This is a genomic window from Acinetobacter pittii, assembly GCF_034067285.1.
Taxonomy (GTDB): domain Bacteria; phylum Pseudomonadota; class Gammaproteobacteria; order Pseudomonadales; family Moraxellaceae; genus Acinetobacter; species Acinetobacter pittii_E.
Map to the genome: position 1 here is coordinate 1,049,280 of NZ_CP139286.1, position 25,020 is coordinate 1,074,299.

The following is a 25,020-nucleotide window of genomic DNA, read 5'->3' on the forward strand; positions in this document are numbered from 1 at the left end:
TATTACAGGCCCTTTTTTATTACTTTTGTTTTAAGGTTGCAACTTCCTCTACACTTTCTTGCGGTAGATCTTCTGCAGTAAGTTCTTCATGCTTCTTAATTTTTTTCTTATTTTTCTTTTTCTTTTTTGGTTCCTCTTCAACTTCAGCACCATCTTCAATCGCTTGCCAGTACTCAAGTTGTTCCATTACGGCCGCATAAATTGAATGTTTGCTGTATTTACCTTTTTTATCAAGTGTACCTACTGGGCGAGCCATTAAGATTTCAAGTGCCTGATCAATCGTGTCAATCGCATGAATATGGAATTGGCCGCTTCGAACAGCATCGATTACATCTTGGCGTAACATTAAATGCTGCATGTTTTGACGAGGAATAATGACACCTTGCTTACCCGTTAGCCCTTGTAATTTACAAGCATCATAGAAGCCTTCAATCTTTGCATTTACACCCCCAATTGGCTGAACTTGTCCTAACTGGTTCATTGATCCAGTAATTGCCCAAGATTGATCAATTGGTAACTGGCTAATTGCAGAAATCAATGCTGAAAGCTCAGCTACAGTTGCGCTATCACCATCGACTTGGCCGTAGCTTTGTTCAAATGCAAGCGCAGCAGAGAAGTGCAAAATTTGTTCACGACCAAAGTGAGCTTTTAAGAAGCTAGACATCAGCAACACGCCTTTGGCATGCAGTGAGCCCCCGAGCTCTACACTACGCTCAATATCAAGAATATCACCGCCACCTTGATAAACAGATGCCGTCAAACGTGAAGGTAAACCAAATTCAACATCTGCATAATGAATAACGGAGAGGGCATTGATCTGACCTAGACGGTAACCTGAAGTCTCAATTAATTGAGTACCACGAGAAAGATCTTGCCAGTAAAGCTCTCTTAAATAGCCTAAGCGATATTGTCGGTGTTGTAGCGCTAGGTTGATATGTTGTTCAGTAACGATCTTATCATCAGCTTTAAACGCATGGTGATGTGCTTCTCGAATGAGATCACCCAAAGTAGAAGCATGCAATGATAATGAGCTTTGATCTTCTGCTTGTCGGCTAGAATCAGTTAATAGAGCAGCCAAAGCACTACGGTCAAACGGTAATAATTTATCGGCTTGTACGTAGTCAGCAATCAACTGCATATAAGCTTGTTCATTGGTTTCGTTACGTTGCAGGGTATCGGTAAAATCTGCACGAATTTTAAAGACACTGCCAAGCTCTGGTTCTAACTCCAAAATTTCATAATAAATTTCAGGCTCAGCCATTAAAATCACTTTAATGTCGAGTGGGATTGCCGCCGGTTCAATCGAAATGCTGCCTGTTAAGGTGAGCATGTGTTCGAGTGAAGACAATCTAAGCTGTCCAGATTTAAGAGCGCGTTTTAAACCTTGCCACGCATAAGGTTGTTCTAATAACTGCTCCGCCTCCAGCATTAAAAAACCACCATTGGCTTGATGCAAAGAACCAGGACGAATTAAGGTGAAATCTGTGGTAATTGTGCCGTTATGAGTGAGCTGTTCAACATGACCTAGCAAATTATAATGCGTTGGAAAATCTTCAAAGATAACAGGAGCGCCACTGTTTGGCTTGTTCGCTACAATTACATTGGCTTGATAACGTGCGGGTACACGATTGAACATTGAAGGAGCAAAGTCGTCTTCATCTTGTTCTAAAATTAGTTCAACATTCTCAATAATATCTTGAGCATATTGTTTTAAATAATCTTCAAGCCCTTTAACCTGACCATATTTATTTAAAATAAGGTCCATTCTTGGCATAACGACTTGTGTTGCAATATCGCGATTTAAAACAGATACTTTGTCGCGAGCATCATCTTCTAAATCACCTAAATGTAAGCCAAGACGTTCCAGCTTTTTATCCATGTAGCGGATATTGGCTGCAATTTCGGCACGTTGCTTACTATTAAGTGCATCAATTTCTGTTTGGGTGAGCTCTTGAACCTGATCATCTTTTAACTGCACAGGTACAAAGCCATGCTTTTCATTGCGAGAGATGAGTTTTAAGTCGAGCTCTTCGCCTTCTTTGGTTAACTCGACAAGCGCTTCTTGCTGCTCATCTCCAGTTTCCTGACGAATTCTTTCAATACGATTATGGTAAGTCTCGGCGCTAAAACGACGTTCGAGCTGTTTTAAAATAATTTGCCAAGCTTGATGAAGTGCTTGTTGAAACTTTGTTCCTTGACCCGCTGGAAAACGCAGCGCAATCGGTTGACGTGCTTGTTTAAAATTATAGACATACACCCAGTCATCAGGTGTTGGCATCGTTTTGGCGTGTTGCTGTAGCAAACGTTTAATCATAGTACGTTTGCCTAAACCGGCAGTTCCTACAGCAAATATGTTATAGCCTGAATAGGGCAAAGAAATTCCTGCCTCTACAGATGCTTTAGCACGATCTTGACCTAAAAAGTTATTAAGCGGTTTGATGCGTTTGGTTGAAGCTGGAATTTTTTCAAAATCTGGAATATGTGTTAGTTGTTCGGGTTTTAAGGCTGTCTTATCTAAGGTCATTTTTATATCAGGTTGCTCAAAAGCTGAAGGAAATGCATTTACTGTGACGTTTGTGGTGTTTGTTTTAGCGAGTGATAAAGTTGAGATAGTCACTTGATCAAGTTTTTGTGTCACTGTTGATATCCAGCAAAAGAAAACGAAGGTTGAAGCTTAAAGGTATACAGGTTTAGCATAAAATATCAAGCAAACTTGCCGTTTTTATCGCCAAAACAAAATTGATTGCATAAAGAATCTTGAAAGCAATTGTAAGAAGAGTTTGAATAGGCACATTTATAATTTATGGAAAATAAAAAACGAATGACCACACAAGCTTCGGGTTGGGTCTCGGCTTTTAAAGCATTTTTAGATCGCCGTGCATTAATTATGCTGTTTCTGGGTTTTTCTGCCGGAATTCCAATTTTATTAATTTTCTCAAGCCTTTCTTTATGGCTTGGTGAGGCGGGCATTGATAAAAGTGCAGTCACTTTTTTTAGCTGGGCGGCTCTTGGTTACTCTTTTAAATTCGTATGGGCTCCTCTTATTGATGAGCTACCTGTGCCAGTCTTAACCAAGATGTTAGGCCGAAGACGAGCTTGGTTATTGATTGCACAGTGTTTGATCGTTTTGGCTATTTGTATTATGGCTTTCTCTGATCCTGCTTTAGGTCAAAGTTATCTTGTTCAAATGGCGGTAGGTGCGGTATTACTTGGTTTCTCGGCAGCGACCCAAGATATTGTAATTGATGCTTACCGTATTGAATTAGCAGAAACAGAAATGCAAACGGTATTGGCATCTACCTATAATGCGGGTTACCGAATTGGGATGATTGTGGCTGGAGCGGGAGCATTATTTTTAGCTGCCCACTTGGGAACGGCTAAAGGTAATTACATTTACGAAGCTTGGAAAACGACTTACCTAACTATGGCCGCCGTGATGTTGGTGGGTATTGTAACGACTCTGCTTGTTCGTGAACCTCAGGTAAATCGTGTTTATAAAAACTATAAGAGTAGTGATTACTACCGTTTGGTTATCGTATTTTTTATTGCCGTTATTTCATTCGTAGTGACTTATATTTATTCGGGGCAAGTTACCGAAGCAATTTCACAAGCTGGCAATATTAAAGACAGTGCTGCATTATTTGGCTTAGAAGCACTAAGATTTTTAACAGCAACTGGGGCAGCTATTTTTGTGGGCTACCTACTCGTTAAAATCGGTGTGGTTAACCAGCAAATGGCTAAAGAGACGTGGATTGCACCAATTCTTGATTTCTTTAAACGTTATGGTGTCAAGCTTGCATTAGTGTTGTTGCTACTTATTGGTTTCTTCCGTATTTCAGATATTATTGCTGGCGTCATCTCTAATGTGTTTTACCAAGACCTAAACTTTAGTAAAGAACAAATTGCAGAAGCAGTAAAAATCTATGGTGTGTTATTTAGTTTAGTCGGCGGTTTCTTAGGCGGACTTCTAGCACAGCGCATCAACATTATGAAGCTCATGTTTGTTGGTGCTGTTTTGGCAAGCTCTACCAATTTAATTTTTATTGGACTGGTAAAATCTGGTCAGCCTTTAGATATGGTAGACGTAAAAGTTGGTGGACATAGCTATCAAGTCAAGCCAGATGAAGTCGGGTTATGGAAATTAGAAGTCCCAAGCTCTGCTTTTAGCGGAACAAAACAAATCGAAGTAAAAGCTGCTTATGCTGCACAAACTGATGTAGCACCTGTCATCCGTACTCAGCCATTACTTACGGCTGAGTCAGCTAAATTACCTCTACAAATTTTACCTGTCATGGGGAATGATCAGGTTTCACTTAAAGAGGGAGAGGGAAGTGTTGTCGTCCGTGGACAATATTTTGGTCAAGCTTTAACTCCTACCCAAAAAATTATTATTAGTCTTGATGGGCAAAATTTTGATGCAAAAATGACTGATCAAAAAGGTGTTTTTAGTGCAGCCATTGATGCGAAAAAATTAGTCGCATCGACTAGTAAAGAGCTTCATGTAGCTGTAATAGAGGGTGAACAAAAAATACTTTCTGCATCTCATCCATATGCTGTTAACCCAAATCTAAAAGCACCAAGTGAACTTGATGTGAATATTGAGCCGATATCGTATATTGATCCGCTTTCTGGTCAAACAGTTGAAATTAGCGGTAAGGTCATTAAACCATATAGTTCTTTATGGCTTTATTTTGCCATTATTGTCGATAATTTGGCTTCTGGTTTGGCTGGTGCAGCATTTATTGCATTCCTTTCAAGTTTAACCAGTGTTTCGTTCACAGCTGTTCAATATGCAATCTTTAGTTCACTCATGACACTTACACCAAAACTTTTGGGTGGATATTCAGGTACCATAGTGAGTAATATTGGTTACCCAAAATTCTTTTTGATGACAACTCTTATTGGTATTCCAATCTTGATCTTAGTGGTTTGGGTTGGAAAACTGCTAAAAGATCATCAAGCACATGAATCAGAAAAGGCAGGTGAATAGACATGCGAATGCTTCATACAATGTTGCGAGTAGGCAATCTAGAACAATCTTTAAAGTTCTATACCGAAGTATTAGGGATGAAGTTACTTCGTAAGCGTGATTATGAAGAAGGGCGCTTTACACTGGCATTTGTTGGCTATGGCCATGAAGAAACCAATACCGTGCTTGAGCTTACTCATAACTGGGATACATCAAGTTATGATTTAGGCAATGCTTATGGTCATATTGCCATTGGTGTTGATGATGCTTACAAAGCGTGTGAAGAAATTAAAGCACGTGGTGGCAAAGTTGTGCGTGAAGCGGGTCCAATGAAAGGTGGTGTTACCGTGATCGCATTTGTTGAAGATCCGGACGGCTATAAAGTCGAATTGATTCAACAAGATGCTAATGCAACAAATAACTAAAAATTGACTGTGATGCTTTAAGATTTAGTTCTTAAAAGTCTAGCTTTATTTTTTTAGCCCAGTATGATGAAGGCTTGACCAAATGGTCAATTTATCAACTGGGTTTTTTATTTATCTAAAATAATCATAGGATATGGCTATGCTGAAGTTATTGGCGCTTGATCGATTTACAATTTTATTGGTTGGAATGGTACTACTCGCAACATTCTTTCCAGTCAGTGGTCAAGCTGCACAATATTTCAATACACTGACCACAGTCGCGATTGCAATTTTATTCTTTTTACATGGTGCGAAACTATCAAGAGAGGCGGTGATTGAAGGCATTTTGCATTGGAAAATGCATGTACTTGTCTTTGCATTTACTTTCTTTATTTTTCCAGTAATTGGTTTATTGGCTAAGCCAATTCTGTTACCTCTATTAGGTCAACAGTTGTACTGGGGTTTTTTGTTTATGTGCTTTTTGCCCTCTACAGTTCAATCTTCTATTGCATTTACATCAGTGGCAAAAGGGAATGTGGCTGGAGCGGTGTGTAGTGCATCTTTTTCCAATTTGATTGGTATGTTTATTACACCAGTATTGGTGAGCTTTTTTATTTTAGGTCAAAGCCAACATGGGTTCGATCCAACAGCTTCAATTATACAAATTACATTATTACTGTTAGTACCATTTATTTTAGGTCAATTATTACGCCCTTATATTTTCCCTTATATGGCAAAAGTTCCAAGTATTGTTAAAGCATTCGATCAAGGTTCAATTTTGATGGTGGTGTATGGTGCATTTAGTGGGGCTGTGGTTGCAGGGCTTTGGCATCAAGTGAGCTGGAAAACTTTACTCATTCTCACAATTGCATGTTCAGTGCTTTTAACGGTCATTATGCTATTAGCACTTTACCTACCGCGTGCTTTAGGTTTTAACCGAGCAGATCAAGTCACGGTTTTCTTTTGTAGTTCAAAAAAGACTTTGGCAAGTGGTGTTCCAATGGCGCAAATCTTATTTATTGGTCAGCCTTTAGGTATGATTGTGTTACCTATTATGATCTTTCACCAAATCCAATTAATGGTGTGTGGGGTGATCGCAAATTACTGGGCTAAATCGAAAGATTAATTCGCAAAAAGAAATTATTTGATGTATAATGTTGCCCACTTGTTGTGCTTAGCTCTAACCCTAGAGGTTTCGGTGGGCCAAAAGAATGGTCTGTTGTGGTGTTGATCTGCTCATTTTGAGCCTGTCCTCAACTGAAGTTGAGAGTGATCAATTGCGATGACAGCTTAAGCCTTTCTTCCAATTAGGAGTAATCGACGATGCGCGCCGATATTCACCCAAAATATGAAAAATTAGTTGCAACTTGTTCTTGCGGTAACGTAATCGAAACTCGTTCTGCTTTAGGTAAAGAAACTATCTACCTTGACGTATGTTCAGCTTGCCACCCATTCTACACTGGTAAGCAAAAGAATGTAGACACTGGTGGTCGTATCGACAAATTCAAACAACGTTTTGCTGGTATGTCTCGCTCTATCAAGCGTTAATACTGCGACACGAAACAAAAAACGGGCTTTATGCCCGTTTTTTGTTTTTAGCGTACCAGCCCATTATTGGTCTTGTACGTCCGTTAAACGATCAAGTTTTTTCTGAAAATATTGGCCTTGCAAGAAACGAGCTTCTACATTCCAAGCATTTGCAAATGAGTTCATGTCATTAAGTTCACTCAGTAAAATCCCGACTGGTTTTACAGTCAAATAGTTCAGAACCTTTTCTTGTAAGCGAACTAGCCCATCATCTGAGTTTAACAGCTCGGTTTTCTTCGATTGCAGTTTTAAATATTGAACATCAAGTTGTTGCAATATTGATTCGCTATACATAGAAGAAGAGAAATCCCGAATTGAAACTTCTGCGCCATGTTGACGTAGGCGAGCAATGTGTTGCTGGGCAATTGCAAGATGAGGCTGAATCGCTTGTTCTGAAAATTGTAAAACCAATGGGCTTTCAAGCTTGCTACCAATAATGGTGAGTAGTTTTGAAATCAACTCAGGGAATGACTTATCTTTGAGCAAGATATCAATATTCAGGTTGATAATCAGTTTAGCTTTAGGGTACTGAGTAATAAAATTATGTAGTTGCTTACACGCCTCAACCAAAATCCAGCGGTCTAATTGAATAGAAAGCTCACTGTCTTCTCTTAATTCAGCTAAGTCATTTATGTCATACCATTGTTCATCGCTAATAAAACCACTAGTCACTTCATAGTTATGAGTTTCCTGATCATGCTTGTCGTAGATCTGCTGATATTTTAAATGAATTTCACTTCGGGCTAGTTGTTGCTTTAATTGCTGTAATACAGATGATTGCAGAGGAGCATCAACGTGTTGAAGGCTTAGATCAAGCGATATAGGTGAGCTGGCAGGCTCAGCAGCGACAATATCAATCGTTGGTGCTAACTCAATTTCTGACTTTGCCTTAGGTAACTCTTGCTGATGAGTTTGATCAAGTAATTTTGTAAAGCTATCTTCATTTAAAGGTTCAGTTATTGGGGCATAACTCAGCTTAAACTGGACCGAGTAGTTAAACTCATTAATCTTTAATAAATGCTCTTTCTGCAAACTTTGCAGACTAACCAGTTGAGAGTTAAGCACACTACTGTTTTCAGCTTGTAAAACGCCAACATACGCGCCCAATTCAAGATTGAAAATCGGTATTTGTGCGTGCTCTTTTAAGAAACTTTGTAACTGGTTGAAATATTGTGCAGGGGTTTGCCAATCTTGTTGAAATACTCGTTCTGGGCACTGATTTAAGCGAAATAAAATTAATGCATTGGCTTGAGCAGGGTAGGTCGATAGATGTCGATTAATTTGTTGCCAAGCTGTTTGTACACCATCACTCTTTTCGGAAAAGAGTGTATTTGCTGGTGTTGCCAAATCCAGTTGGTAGTCAATGGTCAACTGTACGGCATCTTCTTCCTGACTAGGAATAAACTCTAGTTTTAGCGCCTTATTACCTGAAATTGCTGCATGTTGGCTTTGAATTTCAAAACGTGCCTGATCAAATTGGCCTAATGAAATTTTCTTAAATCTTTGTTTAAAAACATTTAAATCATTAGGCTGTAAAACATCTAAGATAGGCAGGCCGATAATCTCATCTTCTTGTTTAAAGCCAAAAAGGTTGAGATATTCTGTATTTGCTTTGACATGCATGCCTTCTTGAAAAAGGGCAACTGCTTTATGGCTGTTATTGACCAATGTTTGTGTATGGGAGTGAATCGTTTCTAACTCATTGGTCAGACGTTGTTCGGTTTGTAATAACTGGCTATATGACAAGGTCCGAATAAGAGTGATATAAAAATAATCTAATGGTTCTAATGGAACTACATCATAAATGCCTTTTTGAATATAAGCCTGATATTGCTGAGGTTGATAATCTTCAGGTTGTAATAATAAAACAGGTAAATTTGGCTGCTCAGATGCTTGAATGAGGGAGAGAGTTTGTTCAATTTTTAGGTCATAAGCGCGACCAAAAATAATAGCATCCCACGGCGTATTTAACTGTTTTTCAAAACTTTTTAAATCATCAAGTAATAATGCCTGAACTTGATAATCATTCCCCAATAATAAATTTAAAATCTGGTTATAACGTAGCTGGTTGTCATCAATAATGAGTAAACGTGTTTCAGTACGTTTTAACTTTTTAGATAATAAAGAGTTTCTCACTTTAGTGCTTCCCATAAATCTTGGCTGCTAGAGTTATTACCCTTTTTCATCATGAACTGATCAAGCAGGCCTTGTTGCTGCTCATTCAAAAGTTCGAAATGAAATTGAATAAAACTTTGCGTAATGAGTTGTGCTTTGAGTAGATACACTTTGATTTCTTCTGTCCCCAATCGTAAATGAATTGTTTGTTGCTCTCTAAAAATTTGAGAGCCCGGTAAAATAAGCGTGTTTTGTATTTCTTCTAGATTTTGTGTTTGTAGTAATAGTGCGGGATGATAGTTGCGAGTATGGCGCTCAGCTTGAATATGCACTGCGCAAGGGAACATGGCTTGTGACAAGATCTCTAAACCTAACTCTAGAGATTTTTCAGTTGATTGCTTAATCCAGCGAATCACGCCACCGCGCCATTGTCCGTGCAAAGTCTCTTTAACTAAAATGTATTCACCGGTTCTTAAGTTTTTCGGTGCTTCGCCAGACCATTTAATACGGTATCCATTGACACTAATATCAAGAACAGTGGTTTGATAAATGGTTTTGCTCTCACGACTCAAGCGTTGATAGGAGCTTGTTTGTTGTTCTTTTTTCTCTAAGTTAGATAAAACTTTAGATTCGCTTTGCAAGTTATAGTTATGGTTAAGCTGTAATGTTTCTTCAAAGTTCTTTGCTTTTGATAGATAGAAGTGAGCAGTGCTTAAACCAAAACAAATTTGTAGCTCTGCATTGTACTCATAACGTTCATGACGACGTTGAGCTGTGGTTCCTAAAATCGTTTGAACATGAAACTTTAAAGCTGGGCTTAAATAAAACTTTTCATTCTTAGAAATATATTGAGCATTTTTATGCATGGTTGCAGTGACATGCTCAAGTAAGGCTTGCGTACCTATAAAAATGCTCGGATTAAAATTAGAGCTACGCTTGGTATTATAAACAGGTGGATGATCTTTATTTGGGTCGACGACGTATTTTGTTAATGCGGTATCTTTCGGCAAAATATGAATCATTCTTGCCCAGTCAAAACTACATTGAAATAATGCCTGAATTTCTGACTGACGAATCTGGTTGGTATTTAAAATATCGAGCAAAATCAGTTGAGCATAGGCCTGAGTGATATTTGCTAGCGGGTGGTGGATGCCCTGAATATGATTGATATTTGTCAGATGGTATTTGTGTTGAACAGCGGTTTCATAGAGCTGATGTGCAATTAACCATTGTCCTTTAAGAGGCTCGCTATAGAGCATATGCTGCTGATATAGAAGACTCGTTAACTGCTTTAAAGCATGAAAAGTCGATAGAGTACGCGCCGTTTGCAAATTCTTTTTTTGCTTATAAGCAAAGAGTGAAAACTTTTGATGCTGTAGTTGCTCATGACTATTTTGCGCAATATTCAAATAAATACTGGCGAAATAGCAGCGGAGCAACATTGCTAATTCAATAATATGTTCATTACGATCTGTACTAATAACACCTTGGTTAAAGAAGTTTTTTTCTAGGCTCGCGAGCACATTATTAATGGTTGGATGGAGCGTTTGTATGAGATCAAAACGTAGAGTCTCACTACATTTTAATTCATTGAGTTCTAAAATGGCTGTGAATAATGCTTTTGACGTATCACCGAGTTGCATAATAGAAAGGGTAGTGACCCATTCATTAAGATCTTTAATTTTGGCTTCACAAAAGCTTAACCGTTCACGAGTGAGTGCGGTTTGATTGTGAAAAATGTCTGACAGCGCATTATTCATCATCACTTATTATATAACTCAAAATGTTGTGGCCCCAAAAAGCGGTGTTTTATTCTTTTCGCCCGCAATTTCCCTGACAAGTTTAGGAACCAAATACCCCGGTAGGTTCGCTAACACGTCACGATAGATCTCATCTATCTCAGATGAATCTAAATCAAAATGTTGTGCACCTTTTACTTTATCTAAAACATGTAAGTAATAAGGCATAACGCGAGCTTCAAATAAACGATAACTTAAATCGACTAAGGTCTGTGCAGAATCATTCACACCTTTTAGCAATACTGCCTGATTCAGTACAGTAATATGATGGTCAGATAACTGCAACAATTTTGAACAAGTGAAGTCATCGAGTTCAGAAGCATGATTTGAGTGTACCACCAGAACTATACGCAGCCTACTGTTTTTTAATAAAGAAATCAGCTCTTCGTCGATCCGGTTAGGAATGACAATAGGGACTCGTGAATGAATTCTCAGAATCTTAATTTGTTTGAGAGATGATAGGCGTTCTAACCAAAGTGCCAATTTACGGTTAGAAAGTGTAAGGGGGTCGCCACCACTTAAAATGATTTCATTGATGTTCGGGTTTGCTTCAATATAATTTTTAATATTTAGCCAGTCTTCATTTTTCGGTAAGTTTTCTTGATAGGGGAAATGGCGACGGAAGCAATAACGACAATGAACGGCGCAAGCGCCTGTCAAAGTCAGTAAAAAGCGCGACTTATATTTATGTAATACACCCGGTAATTGATTTGCTGCTTCTTCACCCAATGGGTCAGTGACAAACTCAGGATGTTCTTCAAGCTCTAAATGATGAGGTAATACTTGTAGCAAAAGCGGGTCAAGCGGGTTTTTAGCGTTCATTTTTCCGACGAACGCGCGAGGAACACGCAATTTAAACTTTTCAGAAGCCAGAATCGCACCCGATAATAGCTGTTCTGAGGATAACTCGAGTAGGCTTAGCAATTCAGAAGGATCAGTAATAAGGTCACTCAGTTGAGATTGCCAGTTTTGCTCTTGGTATAAATAGTTTATCATTTGACACGATTAAGATAATGCAACAACGCATTATATCGCATAGTTGACTTGTTAAGTTTGGAGTGTGCCTTTCATGGCCTATTATTCTACAAATGATTTCAAAGCAGGCCTTAAGGTTATGCTTGATGGTAACCCATGTTCAATCATGGAAAACGAATATGTAAAACCAGGTAAAGGTCAAGCGTTCAACCGTGTAAAATTACGTAACCTTAAAACCGGTAAAGTATTAGAAAAAACTTTCAAATCAGGTGACTCTTTAGAAGCTGCTGATATTGTTGAAGTTGAAATGGATTATCTATACAACGATGGTGAAATGTGGAATTTCATGGATCCTGTATCTTTTGAGCAAATCGCTGCAGACAAAACTGCAATGGGCGATGCTGCTAAATGGTTAAAAGATGATTCAAATGAAAAATGTACAATTATGTTGTTCAACGGCGTTCCTTTAACAGTAAACCCGCCGAACTTCGTAGTATTAAAAATTGTTGAAACTGATCCAGGCGTACGCGGTGATACTTCTGGCGGTGGCGGTAAACCAGCTAAGCTTGAAACAGGTGCGGTTGTTCGTGTGCCGTTATTTGTTCAGCAAGAAGAAAGCGTTCGTGTAGATACTCGTACTGGTGAGTATTTAGAGCGTGCATAATAGTTAAAAAATAAACTATTATCGAAGGGATGATGTAAATCATCCCTTTTTTTATGCGAAAGTATAAGAGGAAAAAAATTAAAGGAGGAGTAGAGTCACAAGGATTACGCAGAGAACAGTACATAACAATATAAAAATGCTGTAGTTATTTATTGAGAGGTTAAGAATGGACACAATGCAAGCGAAATCTACGCTTCCCTCCAAGCTGGTCTGGAGCCTAGTGGCAATTATAGGTGCAATTTCTTTTGGGATGCTGGCACTCAGCCGTGGTGAACATGTCAATGCGGTTTGGCTTGTACTCGCTGCAGCATGTGTATATAGCATCGCATATCGATTTTATAGTCTATTTATTGCAACTAAAGTATTTGAATTAAACCCAAGACGTTTAACCCCAGCACATCGTTTAGCCGATGGTCTGGACTATGTACCCACCAATAAATATGTGCTTTTCGGTCACCACTTTGCTGCAATTGCAGGAGCGGGGCCGTTAGTTGGACCAATTTTGGCTGCACAAATGGGCTTTTTACCAGGAACGATCTGGTTACTGGTCGGTGTGGTTCTGGCGGGTGCGGTACAAGACTTTTTAATTTTATTTATTTCAACGCGTCGAGACGGTCGATCGCTTGGTGAAATGGCAAAACAGGAATTAGGTTCTTTTGCCGGGATTGTCGTCATGCTCGGTGCGCTTGGGGTAATGATTATTATCCTTGCGGTACTGGCTTTAGTTGTGGTGAAAGCACTTGCCCATAGTCCATGGGGTGTTTTTAGTATTGCAGCGACGATTCCAATTGCGTTATTTATGGGCGTTTACATGCGTTTTATTCGCCCGGGACGTATTGCTGAAGTTTCTATTATTGGCTTCGTCTTAATGATGCTTGCCATTGTTTATGGTGGACATGTTGCAGCAGATCCTTATTGGGGTGAATTTTTCACTTTAACAGGTACACAGCTCACATGGTGCTTAATCATCTATGGATTTATTGCCTCAGTTTTACCTGTCTGGTTATTGTTAGCACCACGTGATTATCTATCAACCTTCCTTAAAATTGGTGTCATTTTAGGTTTAGCAATCGGTATTGTCATTGCATTACCTGAATTGAAAATGCCGGCAGTGACTCATTTTATTGATGGTACTGGTCCTGTTTTCTCAGGTAGTTTATTTCCATTCCTATTTATTACCATTGCCTGTGGTGCTATTTCTGGCTTCCACGCACTTGTATCAAGTGGTACGACACCAAAACTCGTGAATAACGAAGCGGATATTCGTGTGATTGGTTATGGCGGCATGCTCATGGAATCTTTCGTCGGTATTATGGCGATGATCTGTGCAACTGTCTTAGACCCAGGGGTGTACTTTGCGATTAATGCTCCTGCGGCTGTACTGGGTACAACTGTAGAATCTGCGGCAGAAGCTGTGCGCAATTTAGGCTTTGTCGTTACTCCAGAAATGCTAACTTTGTTGGCTCAAGAAGTGGGTGAAAGCTCAATTCTTTCACGTACGGGTGGTGCACCTACATTTGCGATTGGTATGGCACATATCATTTCGGAAATTTTTAATAGCCGTGAAATGATGGCGTTCTGGTATCACTTTGCGATTTTATTTGAAGCCTTATTCATTTTAACTGCTGTAGATGCAGGTACTCGTGCTTGTCGTTTTATGGTGCAAGACACGGTCGGTATTGTTATTCCGGCGGTTAAAGCATCAGGTTCATTCTTCGGTAACTTGGTCGGTACGGCAGTTGCTGTAGGTGGATGGGGCTTCTTCGTCTATCAAGGTGTGATTGATCCATTAGGCGGTGTCAATTCGTTATGGCCTTTATTTGGTGTTGGTAACCAAATGTTGGCTTCGATGGCACTCATTTTGGGTACAGTCATTCTGTTTAAAATGAAGAAAGAAAAATATGTTTGGGTGACGATCATCCCAACAATTTTCTTATTTGTAACCTGTATGACTGCGGGCTGGCAAAAGATTTTCCACGAAAATCCAAAGATTGGTTTCTTGGCTCAAGCTAATAAATTTTCAGATGCGATTGCTCGTGGTGAAATTCTTAAACCAGCCAAAACTATTGCTGAGATGCAAAATATTGTGATGTCAAATCAGATTAATGCTGCGCTTTGTGGCTTCTTTATGATTGTTTCGATTGTCATGATTATTGCTTCAATTGGTATTGTGCGCCGTGCTTTAGCAAGCCCTAAACCGACTGTAAACGAAGCGCCAGCTGTATATGCCGATCCGGAAGTGGTCACCCCACGAGGAGAGTAATGATGAATTTTAAATTTGCAAAAAATGGAACTGTCATTATTGCGAAAATCATCAAAATGACGGTGCTCTCGCAAAAAGAGCTATTGCTTTCTCCAAAGAACTGGTCGCGCATTGCAACCTTGTGGCAGCGTTTGCAGCAAAGTTTCCGACTGATGGTGGGTGTGCCAGATTATCAGACTTATCTGGAACACATGAAAGCTCATCATCCTGATTTAACACCCATGGATGCAAAGACTTTCTATCGTCATTGTGTCGATGCGCGTTATCCATCTGCAGGCGGTACTTTGAAGAAATGTCCTTGTTAAGTTGAGAGTTAAATTCAGCTAAACAAAACGGTATGTGGTTAAACCATGTACCGTTTTTCTTTCTTGGGAAGTCAAAAAGAGTTTGCTTAAAGTCTGCTCATTTGTATTTTTTTCAATTGAAAATCACTTGTTTTGCTTTTGAAAAATGAATATGATGCTTTCCATTCTAGGTGTATAGCTCAGTTGGTTAGAGCGCTACGTTGACATCGTAGAGGTCTCCAGTTCGAGTCTGGATATACCTACCAAGATATTAAAGTCATATAAACTCGAATAGCTTTACATGACTTAAAAAGCCCTAAACTATAATGGTTTAGGGCTTTTTTATTACTTTATAATTTGCTAAATAGTTAATTTTTATAAATTTGATCATGCTTACTTTAAAGGTAAAGCTGACATAGAGATTGTTGCTGATATGACAAATAGAAAGTTGCCATATGAAATAACCGTGGCAGGGCTTCATATTGCCTAAAAAGCTAGATTTCTATGGTATTGTCTTAAACCATCCGGGACTTTATTAATATTTATAAAAATAAACGACCCATTGATTAATGGGTCGTTTAGCATTGAAAATTAATAAGAATGTAGTTTGTTAATGACCATGCCCGATTTCACCGCCAATTGCATGCGTTGGCGCTTTTTTAGCAGCGATAGAGAACCAAAGAACATAGACATAGCATAATAATGGAGCAATAAATGCGATTGATTTAGAACCAGTCATTTCTTCAAGCTTCGCAAAAACGAGTGGCAAAATTGCACCACCAGAAATTGCTAAAACAAGAAGTCCTGAGATTGCAGGAGTTGGAGCCGTTGAACGTTGTAATGTCAAAGTAAAAATGGTCGGGAACATAATTGAGTTAAAAAGCCCAATTAAGAGTGCTGCAAATGCTGGAATTAAACCTGTCGTATTTGGAACAGAAGTCAGAAGTACATTGATCATTCCAGTAGGAGCAGATGGGTTCATTCCGTTGGTCAGAATGATGATTGAACATAAAACAATTGCCCCAATCGCGACGACAGTTAACATCACATAATCTTTGAATACTTTCATCAATGCTGAACCAGCAAAGCGACCAATCATTGCAAATAGCATATAAAAGGTAGTGAGGTGCCCGGCAGATTGTGCTTCGATATTAAGAATATTCGTTTGTTCTAAGAAAAGAAGGAGATTTAGAGAAATTGCAACTTCAGCACCGACATAAAGAAAGATACCAATTGTGCCGAGTCTTGCCCATTTAGAACCTAAGGCAGAGAATGGCGAAACAAATTGACCAGTTTGCGGGGCAGCAGCTGTAATTTTGTCACGGATGAGCCAAATTGCCCAAATAAATAAAGTAAGCATTAAGCCAATAGCAAGATAAACATTGGTCACGAAGCCCAGAGCTTCTTCTCGCATAATGTCTGTAATTACAATATTCTTTGTAAAGATTGGGCCATTCAATAGAAATGATGCACCGAAAAATAAACCGCAGGCTGCGCCCAGCGAATTAAATGATTGTGATAGGTTCAGGCGAAATGCAGAGTCTTCGGGTTTGCCCATAGATGCAATTAATGGATTTGCTGCAACTTGTAGTAGGGTTACGCCCGCTGCCATAATAAATAATGCAATTAAAAACACCATATAAATGTGAACTTTGGCGGCAAGAATTGCGATAAAGCAGCCTGCAACAATACCTCCTAATCCGACAACAACCGATTTGGCATAACCAAATTTTGAAAGGAAGGCCGCAGAAGGTAAAGACGCAATAAAATAACCTAAGAAAAATGCAAATCCAGTTAAGCTGGCTTCAACAGGGGTTAATGTGAAAACGGTTTTCATCGTTTTCAATAAGGGGTCGAGTAAATTGGTGACCAGAGCCCAAATGAAGAATAGAGCGGTAATATAAATCACGGCGATAGGAAGGCCGGTTTTTCTGCTATCCTTAGACTCGGGTATAGATAAGCTAGTATAACTTTTGGACATAAAAGTACCTACAATCCTTTTTAGAAAAAGCACCATTAATTCCTTGTGCTTTAATTATTTGAATGAAAATCTTATGTTTGTTAAACAAACTAAAATGATTTATAAGGACATGCTAGATAAGACTTTCAACAAATTCCAATTGCATATTTTCACTATGCAATAACTTCTAGTTATTTAATAAAGACAATGTCGGGTTTTGATGTGCTGAGATATTAGACTTTAGATGGGGTAAAGGGTTTTCAAATATTTATTGATATATCTTGTTTTGATAACTATTAGTTATTGTTTAATCAAAATCTTGCATTAGACAACATCCGATCATGGACTTAGAGTACGGTGATCAGAACTTTCACGATCGTATCAGTTTAAATTAAAGCTAAATCATGATACTAGAACATAAATTCTGAAAAAACTTTAGCTTGTTGCATTGTATAACTTTAATAAAGTTCATTTATATGCCCAGCAAAATCAGGAAGGAAGCCAATTAAAGGCAGAGAGGATTATATGGATTTACAGCCCGCTCATTACCCAAGTTTAGTTAATCAAATTGTTTTTATCACAGGCGGTGGTAGTGGTATTGGTGCAGAGTTGACTCGTGCATTTCATTTGCAAGGGGCTCAGGTTGCATTTATTGATATTGATCAAACTGCAAGTCTGGCGTTAATTGAAAAATTAAAAGCTGAAACAGGACGAGCGCCATGGTTTCAAGTGTGTGATATCCGCGATATTGCAGCGCTGCGTAAAGTCATTGAAGACGTAGGGGAACAACTTGGCCCGATTAGTGTGTTGGTCAATAATGCTGCGAGTGATGACCGCCACGACTGGCGTACGGTTGAGCCAGAATATTGGGATGATCGAGTAAATATTAATATACGCCCAGCTTTTTTTGCGATCCAAGCTGTTGCTTCTCAAATGATCAAAGCTGGTAAAGGTTCAATTATTAATTTTGGCTCGATTAGTATCCAGTTGGCCGCAGGTGAAATGCCTGCATATGTTACTGCCAAATCGGCTACACATGGTTTAACTAGAGCAATGGCACGAAGCCTAGGTGAGCACGGTATTCGGGTGAACACTATTGTGCCGGGTTGTATTATTACAGAAAGACAGTTGGAGAAATGGATTTCACCAGAAGATGAAATCAATATCCAGAAACATCAATGTCTTAAATTTAGATTGGTTGCAGAGCATGTGGCACCAGCCGTCCTGTTCTTGGCATCTGATGCAAGTCAGGCCATTACAGCGACAGAATTACCTGTGAATGGTGGATGGGGCTAATTCACATGGCACATTTGGATGTTGTAGTTAAATTAGAAATGGATTTAGGGGAGAGTCCTTTATGGGATTATCGCCAGCAATGTTTATATTGGATTGATATTCATGTTGGGCGTATTTATGCATGGAAACCCAGTGTAGATAAGCAGCCTGTGAGTATTCAGTTAAATGAGCCTGTAGGGTGTTTGGCTTTAAGTGAACAGCATCATGTGATTGCTGCAATGAAAAGTGGGATCTGCCAGCTTGATGCAGAACTTCAACCTGCGTTTTTCTTAGCCAAAAATCCGGAATGGGATGGTGAAAAGGGCAACCGTTTTAATGACGGCTGTGTAGATCCATTAAAAAGATTATGGGTCGGAACATTAGATAGTGAAGAAAAGCATTCAACAGCAGCTTTATATTGCTTATCTGGAACTGAACTTGAGAAGAAAAAATCAGGTATTACCATTTCAAATGGATTAGCTTTTAGCCCTGCCGGTGATTGGCTTTATCATACTGACTCTCCTAAACGACAGGTGGTACGTCATCGGTTTAATCCGCAAACCGGTGAAATTGGTGAGGCAGAATTGTGGATTAATTTAGATACTTACAATTTGCCGGGCGTTGTTGATGGTGCTGCCGTTGATAGTTTAGGGCGCTATTGGTGTGCACTGTATGGCGGCGGTCAGGTCGTATGTTTCTCTCCTGAAGGTGAGTATTTACATAGTTACTTGTTGCCATGCCCGCATCCAACAATGGTGACATTTGGCGGAGATGATTTAAAAACAATGTTTGTCACCACTGCTCGTCAGCATTTAACAAGTGAAGAATATTCGCTTTATCCGGATGCTGGAAGTTTGTTTGCATGTCAGGTTGATGTTCCAGGATTGGCGCAACCTATATTTAAGGGATCTATTTCCTAAACTAACCATTTATTTTTCGTGTGCAATTCTCTCTGTTCAAATAAATAGAGCTAGAGAGTTGCACCCAAAAAAAGATGAATCTTAAAAGGAATTTTATATGAACAAGCCTATATGGATTATGGGTGCAACAACTTTAATTTTGTCAAATGCTGTATCAGCCTTAGACATTAACGGTTATTTCCGTACAGGTATTGGAAGCAGTGACAATGGTCAAACACAAGAATGTTTTCAATTGACCGGAGCGCCGTCTAAATATCGTTTAGGCAATGAATGTGAGCAATATGGTGAGTTAACAGCTAAACAAAATTTGATTAGCCTGAAAGACAATTCGACCATTTCAATCAATGGCATGCTACAGCTTTATAACCAATATGGAAAATCGCTGAGTTTCAGTGGTGAAGATGGATTTACCCGTTTAAACCAGATCTATCTGAATTGGGAAAATATTTCTTATTTAAACGGAGCTAATATCTGGGCAGGACGACGTTACTATAATCGTAATGATATTAATATGTCTGACTTTTACTACTGGAACCAAAGTGCTACAGGTTTTGGTATAGATGATTATAAAATTAATGGATTATCTTTGAGTTATGCATTTTCAAGAAAAGATAATGTATTTCAAGAAAAATATATTAATCGTCATGATGTGACGGTGAAAGATATTGATATTAATAAAAATAACAAACTCAATGTCGGGGTATCTATTGTTGATACCGAACATACGGGTTGGGATTTTACGGTTCAAAATGTGACTGCAAATGTATTTAATGGAAAGAATACATTTGTGGTTCAGTATGGGGAAGGTTCCGGTACGGGCTTAAGCTATACGGGAAGTCCAGATGCTGACCGAGATGATTCATCATTCCGCGTTATTGATGTGATAGATTGGGTTTCTGAAAATAAAAAGTTTAATGGTCAAACAGAACTTTTATATCAAAAGAATAATTTTAAAGATCAAGAAGATACCGAATGGTACTCTGTCGGTTCGCGTTTAGCTTATGTCGTTCAAGATCATTTTAAGATTTCTACCGAGGTTGGTTATGATCAAATTAAAGGTGGTGATCAAAACCGCAATTTGACGAAATTGACCATTGCCCCAACATGGTCTTTAAAAGGTACGGGTTTCTATGACCGACCGGAACTTCGTTTCTATTACACTTATGCTTTTTGGAACTCTGATGAGCAAAAATTACGAGATTCTTTAAATACAGACAGTGCATTTTATCAACTGAGTCACGGATCTAATTTTGGTGTTCAGTTAGAGCATTGGTGGTAATTTTTGTACCTTTTCCATAACTCTTCAATGATGAGTTTACTTGACCATCATTTTAGCTGAGCGAGTGTGGGTACAATATTGTTATTAAAGTTAAATCAAAAACAGCCTTTCTAGGCTGTTTTATTTCCTTATAAATGCTTAGAGTGCAGAACATCACCTTATTTTATAAATAAAATAAATATATATATTAGAAAACTTGATTAATTTTATTTTTCGTATATAATGAACATAACTAGAAAAAGTCATGTTTGGTAAATCTTCTCTAAGTACCGCAGTATTAGTCATAATCCTTCGTTTTTTTCAGATTTTCAGCTCCATTCTTTATTATTTCGATGTTACTCATAACCAATAAAATGGTTTAAATTTTTAAAAAACTAGGATGTATTATGTCTAATTCAAATATCATGAAAGGTACTGTTAAGTGGTTTAACGAAGCTAAAGGTTTCGGTTTTATCCAACCAGAATCAGGACCAGACGTTTTTGCTCATTTTAGCGAAATCGCTAACTCAGGTTTCAGAACGCTTGCTGAAGGTCAACGTGTTGAATTCAGTGTTGCACAAGGCCAAAAAGGCCCAAATGCTGTAAATATTGTTGCTCTATAAATAATTATAAGCACTCATAAATAAAAGCACTCACGAGTGCTTTTTAAATTGATTTTAAAGTTATTTTAAGATTATAAGTAAATTTTAAGTTAGGATATAAATTGTTAAAAATAAATGATTTAATAGCAAAATCTAAAAATGGTACAGAAATTCTAGTGTCTTTAATTCCTCTAAATAGAATACAAAATACACGTGAAGGTTTTAAAACTGTTGAAGTTGGTAAAAGAGTTCTTCTTTCCTCTGGAATTGAAGTTGATTTAAATCTAGATGGGCGTACCTTTTATGCGTCTGCAAATCAATTATTTAAATTAGATTATAGAGTTAGTTAAAACTCAACTTACTATTGGATATTTCGGTAGATCCATTATTTCTGCCATAATTTTATTAGGATATCGTCATGCTTAAACAAAATATCAGTGTTAAAGACCAGTTTGGAATTAAATACGTCATTCAGGCAACAGTAGATAATTATTTCGCTAATACTCAATGTTTTTCTAATTTGAAATACATTACAGTCGAAGGTGAAGATATACGCCCGGGTTTTGAAATGTTTTTTCAAAGTACTTTAAGTGGTAAAATTTTTAAAATTGATAAAATAAATTAATCTATCAATGAAGTGTATTTAACGCGGCAGGATAGAGTTCTAAGAATTTAATAATAAAGCGCAGGTGGTGAAAACTATACTAGCGCATTGCTAATTTTCAAATCCCTATACCCTTAAAAGCCCCAACTTTATAAACCCCAAATTAACAATAACTTATTGATTATTTATCCTTACTTTTTAATGATCTATTTTAAAGCAAATGTCATTTTGTGTGCTTGACTGCAATAAATGTGAAGCTTATCCTTTGCCTGCTGGCCACATTGCCAGCCGGTTTTAGCAGACCGTGATGAAAGATCGCATCAGAGTTATTCCGTCTGAGGAATAGTCTTATGCGTAGACTCCTCGTCTCCTCCCGTAGCGGTAGGACGGGAGAGGGACACCTTCGGGTGTGCTGGTTATATCTTTCACCAGTCTGCTAACCCTTTCTCGTTCTGCCACCATAATTTTCATGTCTGGCAGAACTCCCAATAAAAAGGAGTTGGCTTTGCACATTCTTAAATTCTTGGCAGTCTTTGCCAAAAGCTATAACGACACAACTTAAATCATATTTATCAGCTTGATGACCTTTAGGGTGTTCAGGCTTTAAGTCATTACGGCTCAAAAAAACTTGCATCAACAATAAAACTTGAGATGTGCCAAGCACAGTCTTACGGCTTTGCTATGCCTTTTTTCTCCCAAAAAAGTATCTCATTTAGAAACAACAAGAATTTATAACGGTAAAAATATGCCACATTCAGATCTCCCATTTCGTGCTTTAAGTGTGCTTCACACATCCCGATATCTTTTTAATAACTACGGTTTTCATAAAGTCGGAGTGGACCGCATTCTTGAATCTTCAAAAACTTCAAAAGCAACTTTTTATAATTATTTTCATTCAAAAGAGCGGCTTATTGAAATGAGCCTAACCTTTCAAAAAGATGGGCTTAAACATGAGGATCTTTCAATTATCTATGTTCAAAAAGATTTAACGCTGCTTGAAAAGCTTCGCAAACTTTACTTTTTACATGCAGATTTAGACGGACTTTATCATTTGCCATTTAAAGCTATTTTCGAGATAGCGAAAACCCATCCGAAGGCGTATCAGGTCGTAATTGACTATCGAAACTGGTTTATCAATGAAATCTATCATTTGCTTTTAACGAGCCATACCAATGTTTCAAAACAAGATGCACACATGTTTTTGTTTACGATTGATGGGGCGATGGTACAGCTTTTAGATCCAAACAAACCAGATGAAAGAGAACGATTGTTAGAGTATTTTTTTATGCAGTTTATTTAAATTATGACGTGAACAAGTTGGGTGGCTAGCGTATGCAGTGCCTATCTATGACGTTTTAACTGACCTCATAGATAGGCTCCAACTTTTATTAAGCAGATAAAAACTCTACATATTTAGAAATATCGACGTTCCCACCACTAATAATGACACCTATACGTTTGTCTTTTAACTCATGTTTTAAATTACGCGCAGCAGCAAAACCTAGACATCCTGTCGGTTCAACCACCATCTTCATTCTCTCTGCAAAAAACTTCATTGAAGTAACAAGGTCTTCGTCAGTTACAGTCAAAATGTCATCAACTTTTTGTTGAATAATGGGAAAAGTGAGTTTGCCTAAATACTGAGTTTGAGCACCATCGGCAATCGTTTGCGGTGTATCAATATGAACAATTTCTCCTTTTCTAAAAGACATCTGTCCATCATTTCCTAGGGCAGGTTCAACACCATATATTTTACAGTTTGGAGAAAGCTGGCGAGCAGATAGGGCAGAACCAGCCAATAAACCGCCACCTCCTAAACATACAAATAGGTAATCCAACTCACCTACTTCTTCAAATAACTCTTTTGCAGCCGTACCTTGACCCGCAATTACATGGGGATGGTCATAAGATGGAATTAAGGTTAGGCCATTTTTTTCAGCAATTTCTTTTCCAATTTTTTCCCGATCTTCTGTATAACGGTCAAATTCAACAATATCTCCGCCGTATTCTCGCGTTGCTGCCATTTTTGCAGCAGGAGCATCGTGGGGCATGATGATTGTGGCTGGAATACCAAGAATTTTTGCTGAAAGTGCAATCGCTTGTGCATGATTTCCCGAAGAGAAAGCAACCACGCCCGCTTTTCTTTGAGCCTCATTGAATTGCAAAAGTGCATTCATTGCGCCACGAAATTTGAAAGCGCCAACACGTTGAAAATTCTCACATTTAAAGAATACTTCTGCTTCAAATTCATTGTTAACAGTGCGTGAAGTTAAAACAGGAGTCTTATTTGCAAAACCTTTTATACGTTCAGCAGCGGCTGCGACATCTTCATAAGTTGGAAGGGTTAAATTTTTCATAATTAAACCTAATTCTATTCAATGTTTTTGAGTTCAAGATTCCGTATTGCGCAAGGAATACACTAAATATTAACCTTTTTAGATAAAGTATATACTTTTGGATAAAATGTCTAATTTTATTTTCTAATGAGATAACAATGAGATATAAGATTTTGATTTACATTAAGTTTAAAATTAGATAAAAAGTCTAAATTACTATTACATTCTTTACACTCGAGTTTGAAATAGTAAGCAAGTCATTTGGAGGAAATACATTGGACAATCGTGATAAACATTTACTCACTCAACTAGATACTATCGCGAAAGGGTTAAGTGAAACGCTATTTCCTTTTTGCGAAGTTGTTGTCCATGACTTAACAAATCCTGAGCATGCCATACTCTCAATACACAATAATTTATCAGGCCGAAAAGTGGGTGATCCGGCAACTGAGTTAGGGCTGGCTAGAATCATGTCTCCAGAATTTCCAAACCTTATTTCAAACTATGCAAACCAGTTTGCTGATGGTCGCCCTGCAAAAAGTACTTCTATTGGTATTAAAGATGAAGAGGGGCAGTATGTGGCCGCTTTATGTATGAATATTGATTTAACCCTATTTAGGGGAATGCAAAGCGCTTTAGAACAGTTTGCTAAAATTGAAACTGATAACATTGTTGAAAATTTGGAGCCGAAAGGTACTGAAGCAATCCGTAAATACATCGATCAATTTGCTTCAAAACATGCCACTACACCACGTATGTTAAAACTTAATGAGAGAAAACAATTAATTCATGAGTTAAAAAATAATGGCTTATTAGATATTAAAAAGGCTGTCGAGACAGTTGCACAACATTTAGGTATATCAAGAGCAAGTGCCTATTTGTATGTGAAGGAAACTTAAAAGTTTTATCTTATTCATCAAAAAACAACTTGTTTATTAGGCATGACTCATTTAAATAATTAAATGAATAGGAACACGCAAGCATCTCTATAGCTTGATCTAGTTT

21 protein-coding genes and 1 tRNA gene are annotated in these 25,020 nt (G+C 38.1%); 16 read left to right on the forward strand and 6 right to left on the reverse strand.

The genetic code is table 11. The annotated features are described in order from the left end of the window. Nucleotides 1–19: 19 nt before the first annotated feature. Nucleotides 20–2,638, reverse strand: a complete 2,619-nt coding sequence (gene ycbZ, locus SOI81_RS04920) for a Lon protease family protein (RefSeq protein WP_224991441.1) — start codon at nt 2,636–2,638, stop codon at nt 20–22. A gap of 165 nt (nt 2,639–2,803) precedes the next feature. Here ycbZ and SOI81_RS04925 point away from each other — a divergent pair, with 165 nt between their 5' ends. The 4 genes from SOI81_RS04925 (at nt 2,804) to rpmE (ending at nt 6,921) form a co-directional block, all read left to right on the forward strand. Then, entirely contained in the window at nt 2,804–4,990 is a 2,187-nt protein-coding gene (locus SOI81_RS04925; RefSeq protein ID WP_320541311.1) for an AmpG family muropeptide MFS transporter, read from the forward strand. Between the two features lie 2 nt (nt 4,991–4,992). Further along, entirely contained in the window at nt 4,993–5,394 is a 402-nt protein-coding gene (gloA, locus tag SOI81_RS04930) for a lactoylglutathione lyase (protein ID WP_320541312.1), read from the forward strand. A 133-nt stretch (nt 5,395–5,527) separates the two neighbouring features. Then, nucleotides 5,528–6,499 carry a bile acid:sodium symporter family protein gene (locus tag SOI81_RS04935; RefSeq protein WP_079284103.1) on the forward strand — a complete coding sequence of 324 codons (972 nt, stop codon included), beginning with the start codon at nt 5,528–5,530 and terminating at the stop codon, nt 6,497–6,499. A 197-nt stretch (nt 6,500–6,696) separates the two neighbouring features. Further along, on the forward strand, nt 6,697–6,921 hold the full coding sequence (rpmE, locus tag SOI81_RS04940) for a 50S ribosomal protein L31 (protein WP_001200845.1): 225 nt from the start codon (nt 6,697–6,699) through the stop codon (nt 6,919–6,921). Between the two features lie 63 nt (nt 6,922–6,984). Here the strand turns inward: rpmE and SOI81_RS04945 are convergent, their stop codons facing one another. The 3 genes from SOI81_RS04945 to epmB are packed head-to-tail and all read right to left on the reverse strand — an operon-like array spanning nt 6,985 to nt 11,870. Continuing rightward, nucleotides 6,985–9,096, reverse strand: a complete 2,112-nt coding sequence (locus SOI81_RS04945; RefSeq protein ID WP_320541313.1) for an EAL domain-containing protein — start codon at nt 9,094–9,096, stop codon at nt 6,985–6,987. Beyond that, nucleotides 9,093–10,838: a GTPase gene (locus SOI81_RS04950; protein WP_320541568.1), complete on the reverse strand. Its 1,746-nt coding sequence runs from the start codon at nt 10,836–10,838 to the stop codon at nt 9,093–9,095. The genes SOI81_RS04945 and SOI81_RS04950 overlap by 4 nt, the downstream gene beginning before the upstream one ends. A gap of 15 nt (nt 10,839–10,853) precedes the next feature. Next, nucleotides 10,854–11,870, reverse strand: coding sequence for an EF-P beta-lysylation protein EpmB (gene epmB / locus SOI81_RS04955; RefSeq protein WP_262456718.1), 1,017 nt, complete (start codon nt 11,868–11,870; stop codon nt 10,854–10,856). A gap of 73 nt (nt 11,871–11,943) precedes the next feature. Between epmB and efp the strand changes: the two genes are divergently transcribed. The 4 genes from efp to SOI81_RS04975 all read left to right on the forward strand — a co-directional run bounded on the left by efp (nt 11,944) and on the right by SOI81_RS04975 (nt 15,326). Next, nucleotides 11,944–12,513, forward strand: coding sequence for an elongation factor P (gene efp, locus SOI81_RS04960; protein WP_016140377.1), 570 nt, complete (start codon nt 11,944–11,946; stop codon nt 12,511–12,513). A gap of 166 nt (nt 12,514–12,679) precedes the next feature. Then, complete coding sequence (cstA, locus tag SOI81_RS04965; protein ID WP_320541314.1) at nt 12,680–14,776, forward strand: carbon starvation CstA family protein; 2,097 nt, start codon at nt 12,680–12,682, stop codon at nt 14,774–14,776. Further along, a complete protein-coding gene (locus SOI81_RS04970) occupies nt 14,776–15,081 on the forward strand; it encodes a YbdD/YjiX family protein (RefSeq protein WP_016140379.1) in 306 nt (101 codons plus the stop codon). Before cstA ends, SOI81_RS04970 begins: the two co-directional genes overlap by 1 nt. 168 nt (nt 15,082–15,249) lie before the next feature. After that, a tRNA-Val gene (locus SOI81_RS04975) sits at nt 15,250–15,326 on the forward strand. Between the two features lie 344 nt (nt 15,327–15,670). Here SOI81_RS04975 and SOI81_RS04980 read toward each other — a convergent pair. After that, a complete protein-coding gene (locus SOI81_RS04980) occupies nt 15,671–17,041 on the reverse strand; it encodes a sugar MFS transporter (RefSeq protein ID WP_320541315.1) in 1,371 nt (456 codons plus the stop codon). Between the two features lie 504 nt (nt 17,042–17,545). Here SOI81_RS04980 and SOI81_RS04985 point away from each other — a divergent pair. The 7 genes from SOI81_RS04985 to SOI81_RS05015 all read left to right on the forward strand — a co-directional run bounded on the left by SOI81_RS04985 (nt 17,546) and on the right by SOI81_RS05015 (nt 22,979). Next, nucleotides 17,546–18,316 carry an SDR family NAD(P)-dependent oxidoreductase gene (locus SOI81_RS04985; protein ID WP_224991433.1) on the forward strand — a complete coding sequence of 257 codons (771 nt, stop codon included), beginning with the start codon at nt 17,546–17,548 and terminating at the stop codon, nt 18,314–18,316. Nucleotides 18,317–18,321: 5 nt separating this feature from the next. Further along, nucleotides 18,322–19,215, forward strand: coding sequence for an SMP-30/gluconolactonase/LRE family protein (locus SOI81_RS04990; protein ID WP_320541316.1), 894 nt, complete (start codon nt 18,322–18,324; stop codon nt 19,213–19,215). 97 nt (nt 19,216–19,312) lie between these two features. Continuing rightward, nucleotides 19,313–20,494: a carbohydrate porin gene (locus SOI81_RS04995; protein ID WP_320541317.1), complete on the forward strand. Its 1,182-nt coding sequence runs from the start codon at nt 19,313–19,315 to the stop codon at nt 20,492–20,494. 386 nt (nt 20,495–20,880) lie between these two features. Continuing rightward, a complete protein-coding gene (locus SOI81_RS05000) occupies nt 20,881–21,096 on the forward strand; it encodes a cold-shock protein (protein WP_003650532.1) in 216 nt (71 codons plus the stop codon). A 101-nt stretch (nt 21,097–21,197) separates the two neighbouring features. Beyond that, the gene (locus SOI81_RS05005; RefSeq protein WP_239967181.1) at nt 21,198–21,425 is read left to right on the forward strand and encodes a hypothetical protein; all 228 of its coding nucleotides are present in this window, start codon (nt 21,198–21,200) and stop codon (nt 21,423–21,425) included. A 68-nt stretch (nt 21,426–21,493) separates the two neighbouring features. Beyond that, nucleotides 21,494–21,700, forward strand: a complete 207-nt coding sequence (locus SOI81_RS05010; RefSeq protein ID WP_004643550.1) for a hypothetical protein — start codon at nt 21,494–21,496, stop codon at nt 21,698–21,700. Between the two features lie 724 nt (nt 21,701–22,424). Then, entirely contained in the window at nt 22,425–22,979 is a 555-nt protein-coding gene (locus SOI81_RS05015; protein WP_320541318.1) for a TetR/AcrR family transcriptional regulator, read from the forward strand. A gap of 88 nt (nt 22,980–23,067) precedes the next feature. On the opposite strand, the gene SOI81_RS05020 is transcribed toward SOI81_RS05015, so the two are convergent. Then, complete coding sequence (locus SOI81_RS05020; RefSeq protein WP_320541319.1) at nt 23,068–24,036, reverse strand: threo-3-hydroxy-L-aspartate ammonia-lyase; 969 nt, start codon at nt 24,034–24,036, stop codon at nt 23,068–23,070. 254 nt (nt 24,037–24,290) lie between these two features. On the opposite strand from SOI81_RS05020, the gene SOI81_RS05025 reads away from it, so the two are divergent. Next, nucleotides 24,291–24,914: a transcriptional regulator gene (locus tag SOI81_RS05025; protein ID WP_016140421.1), complete on the forward strand. Its 624-nt coding sequence runs from the start codon at nt 24,291–24,293 to the stop codon at nt 24,912–24,914. Nucleotides 24,915–25,020: the final 106 nt, after the last annotated feature.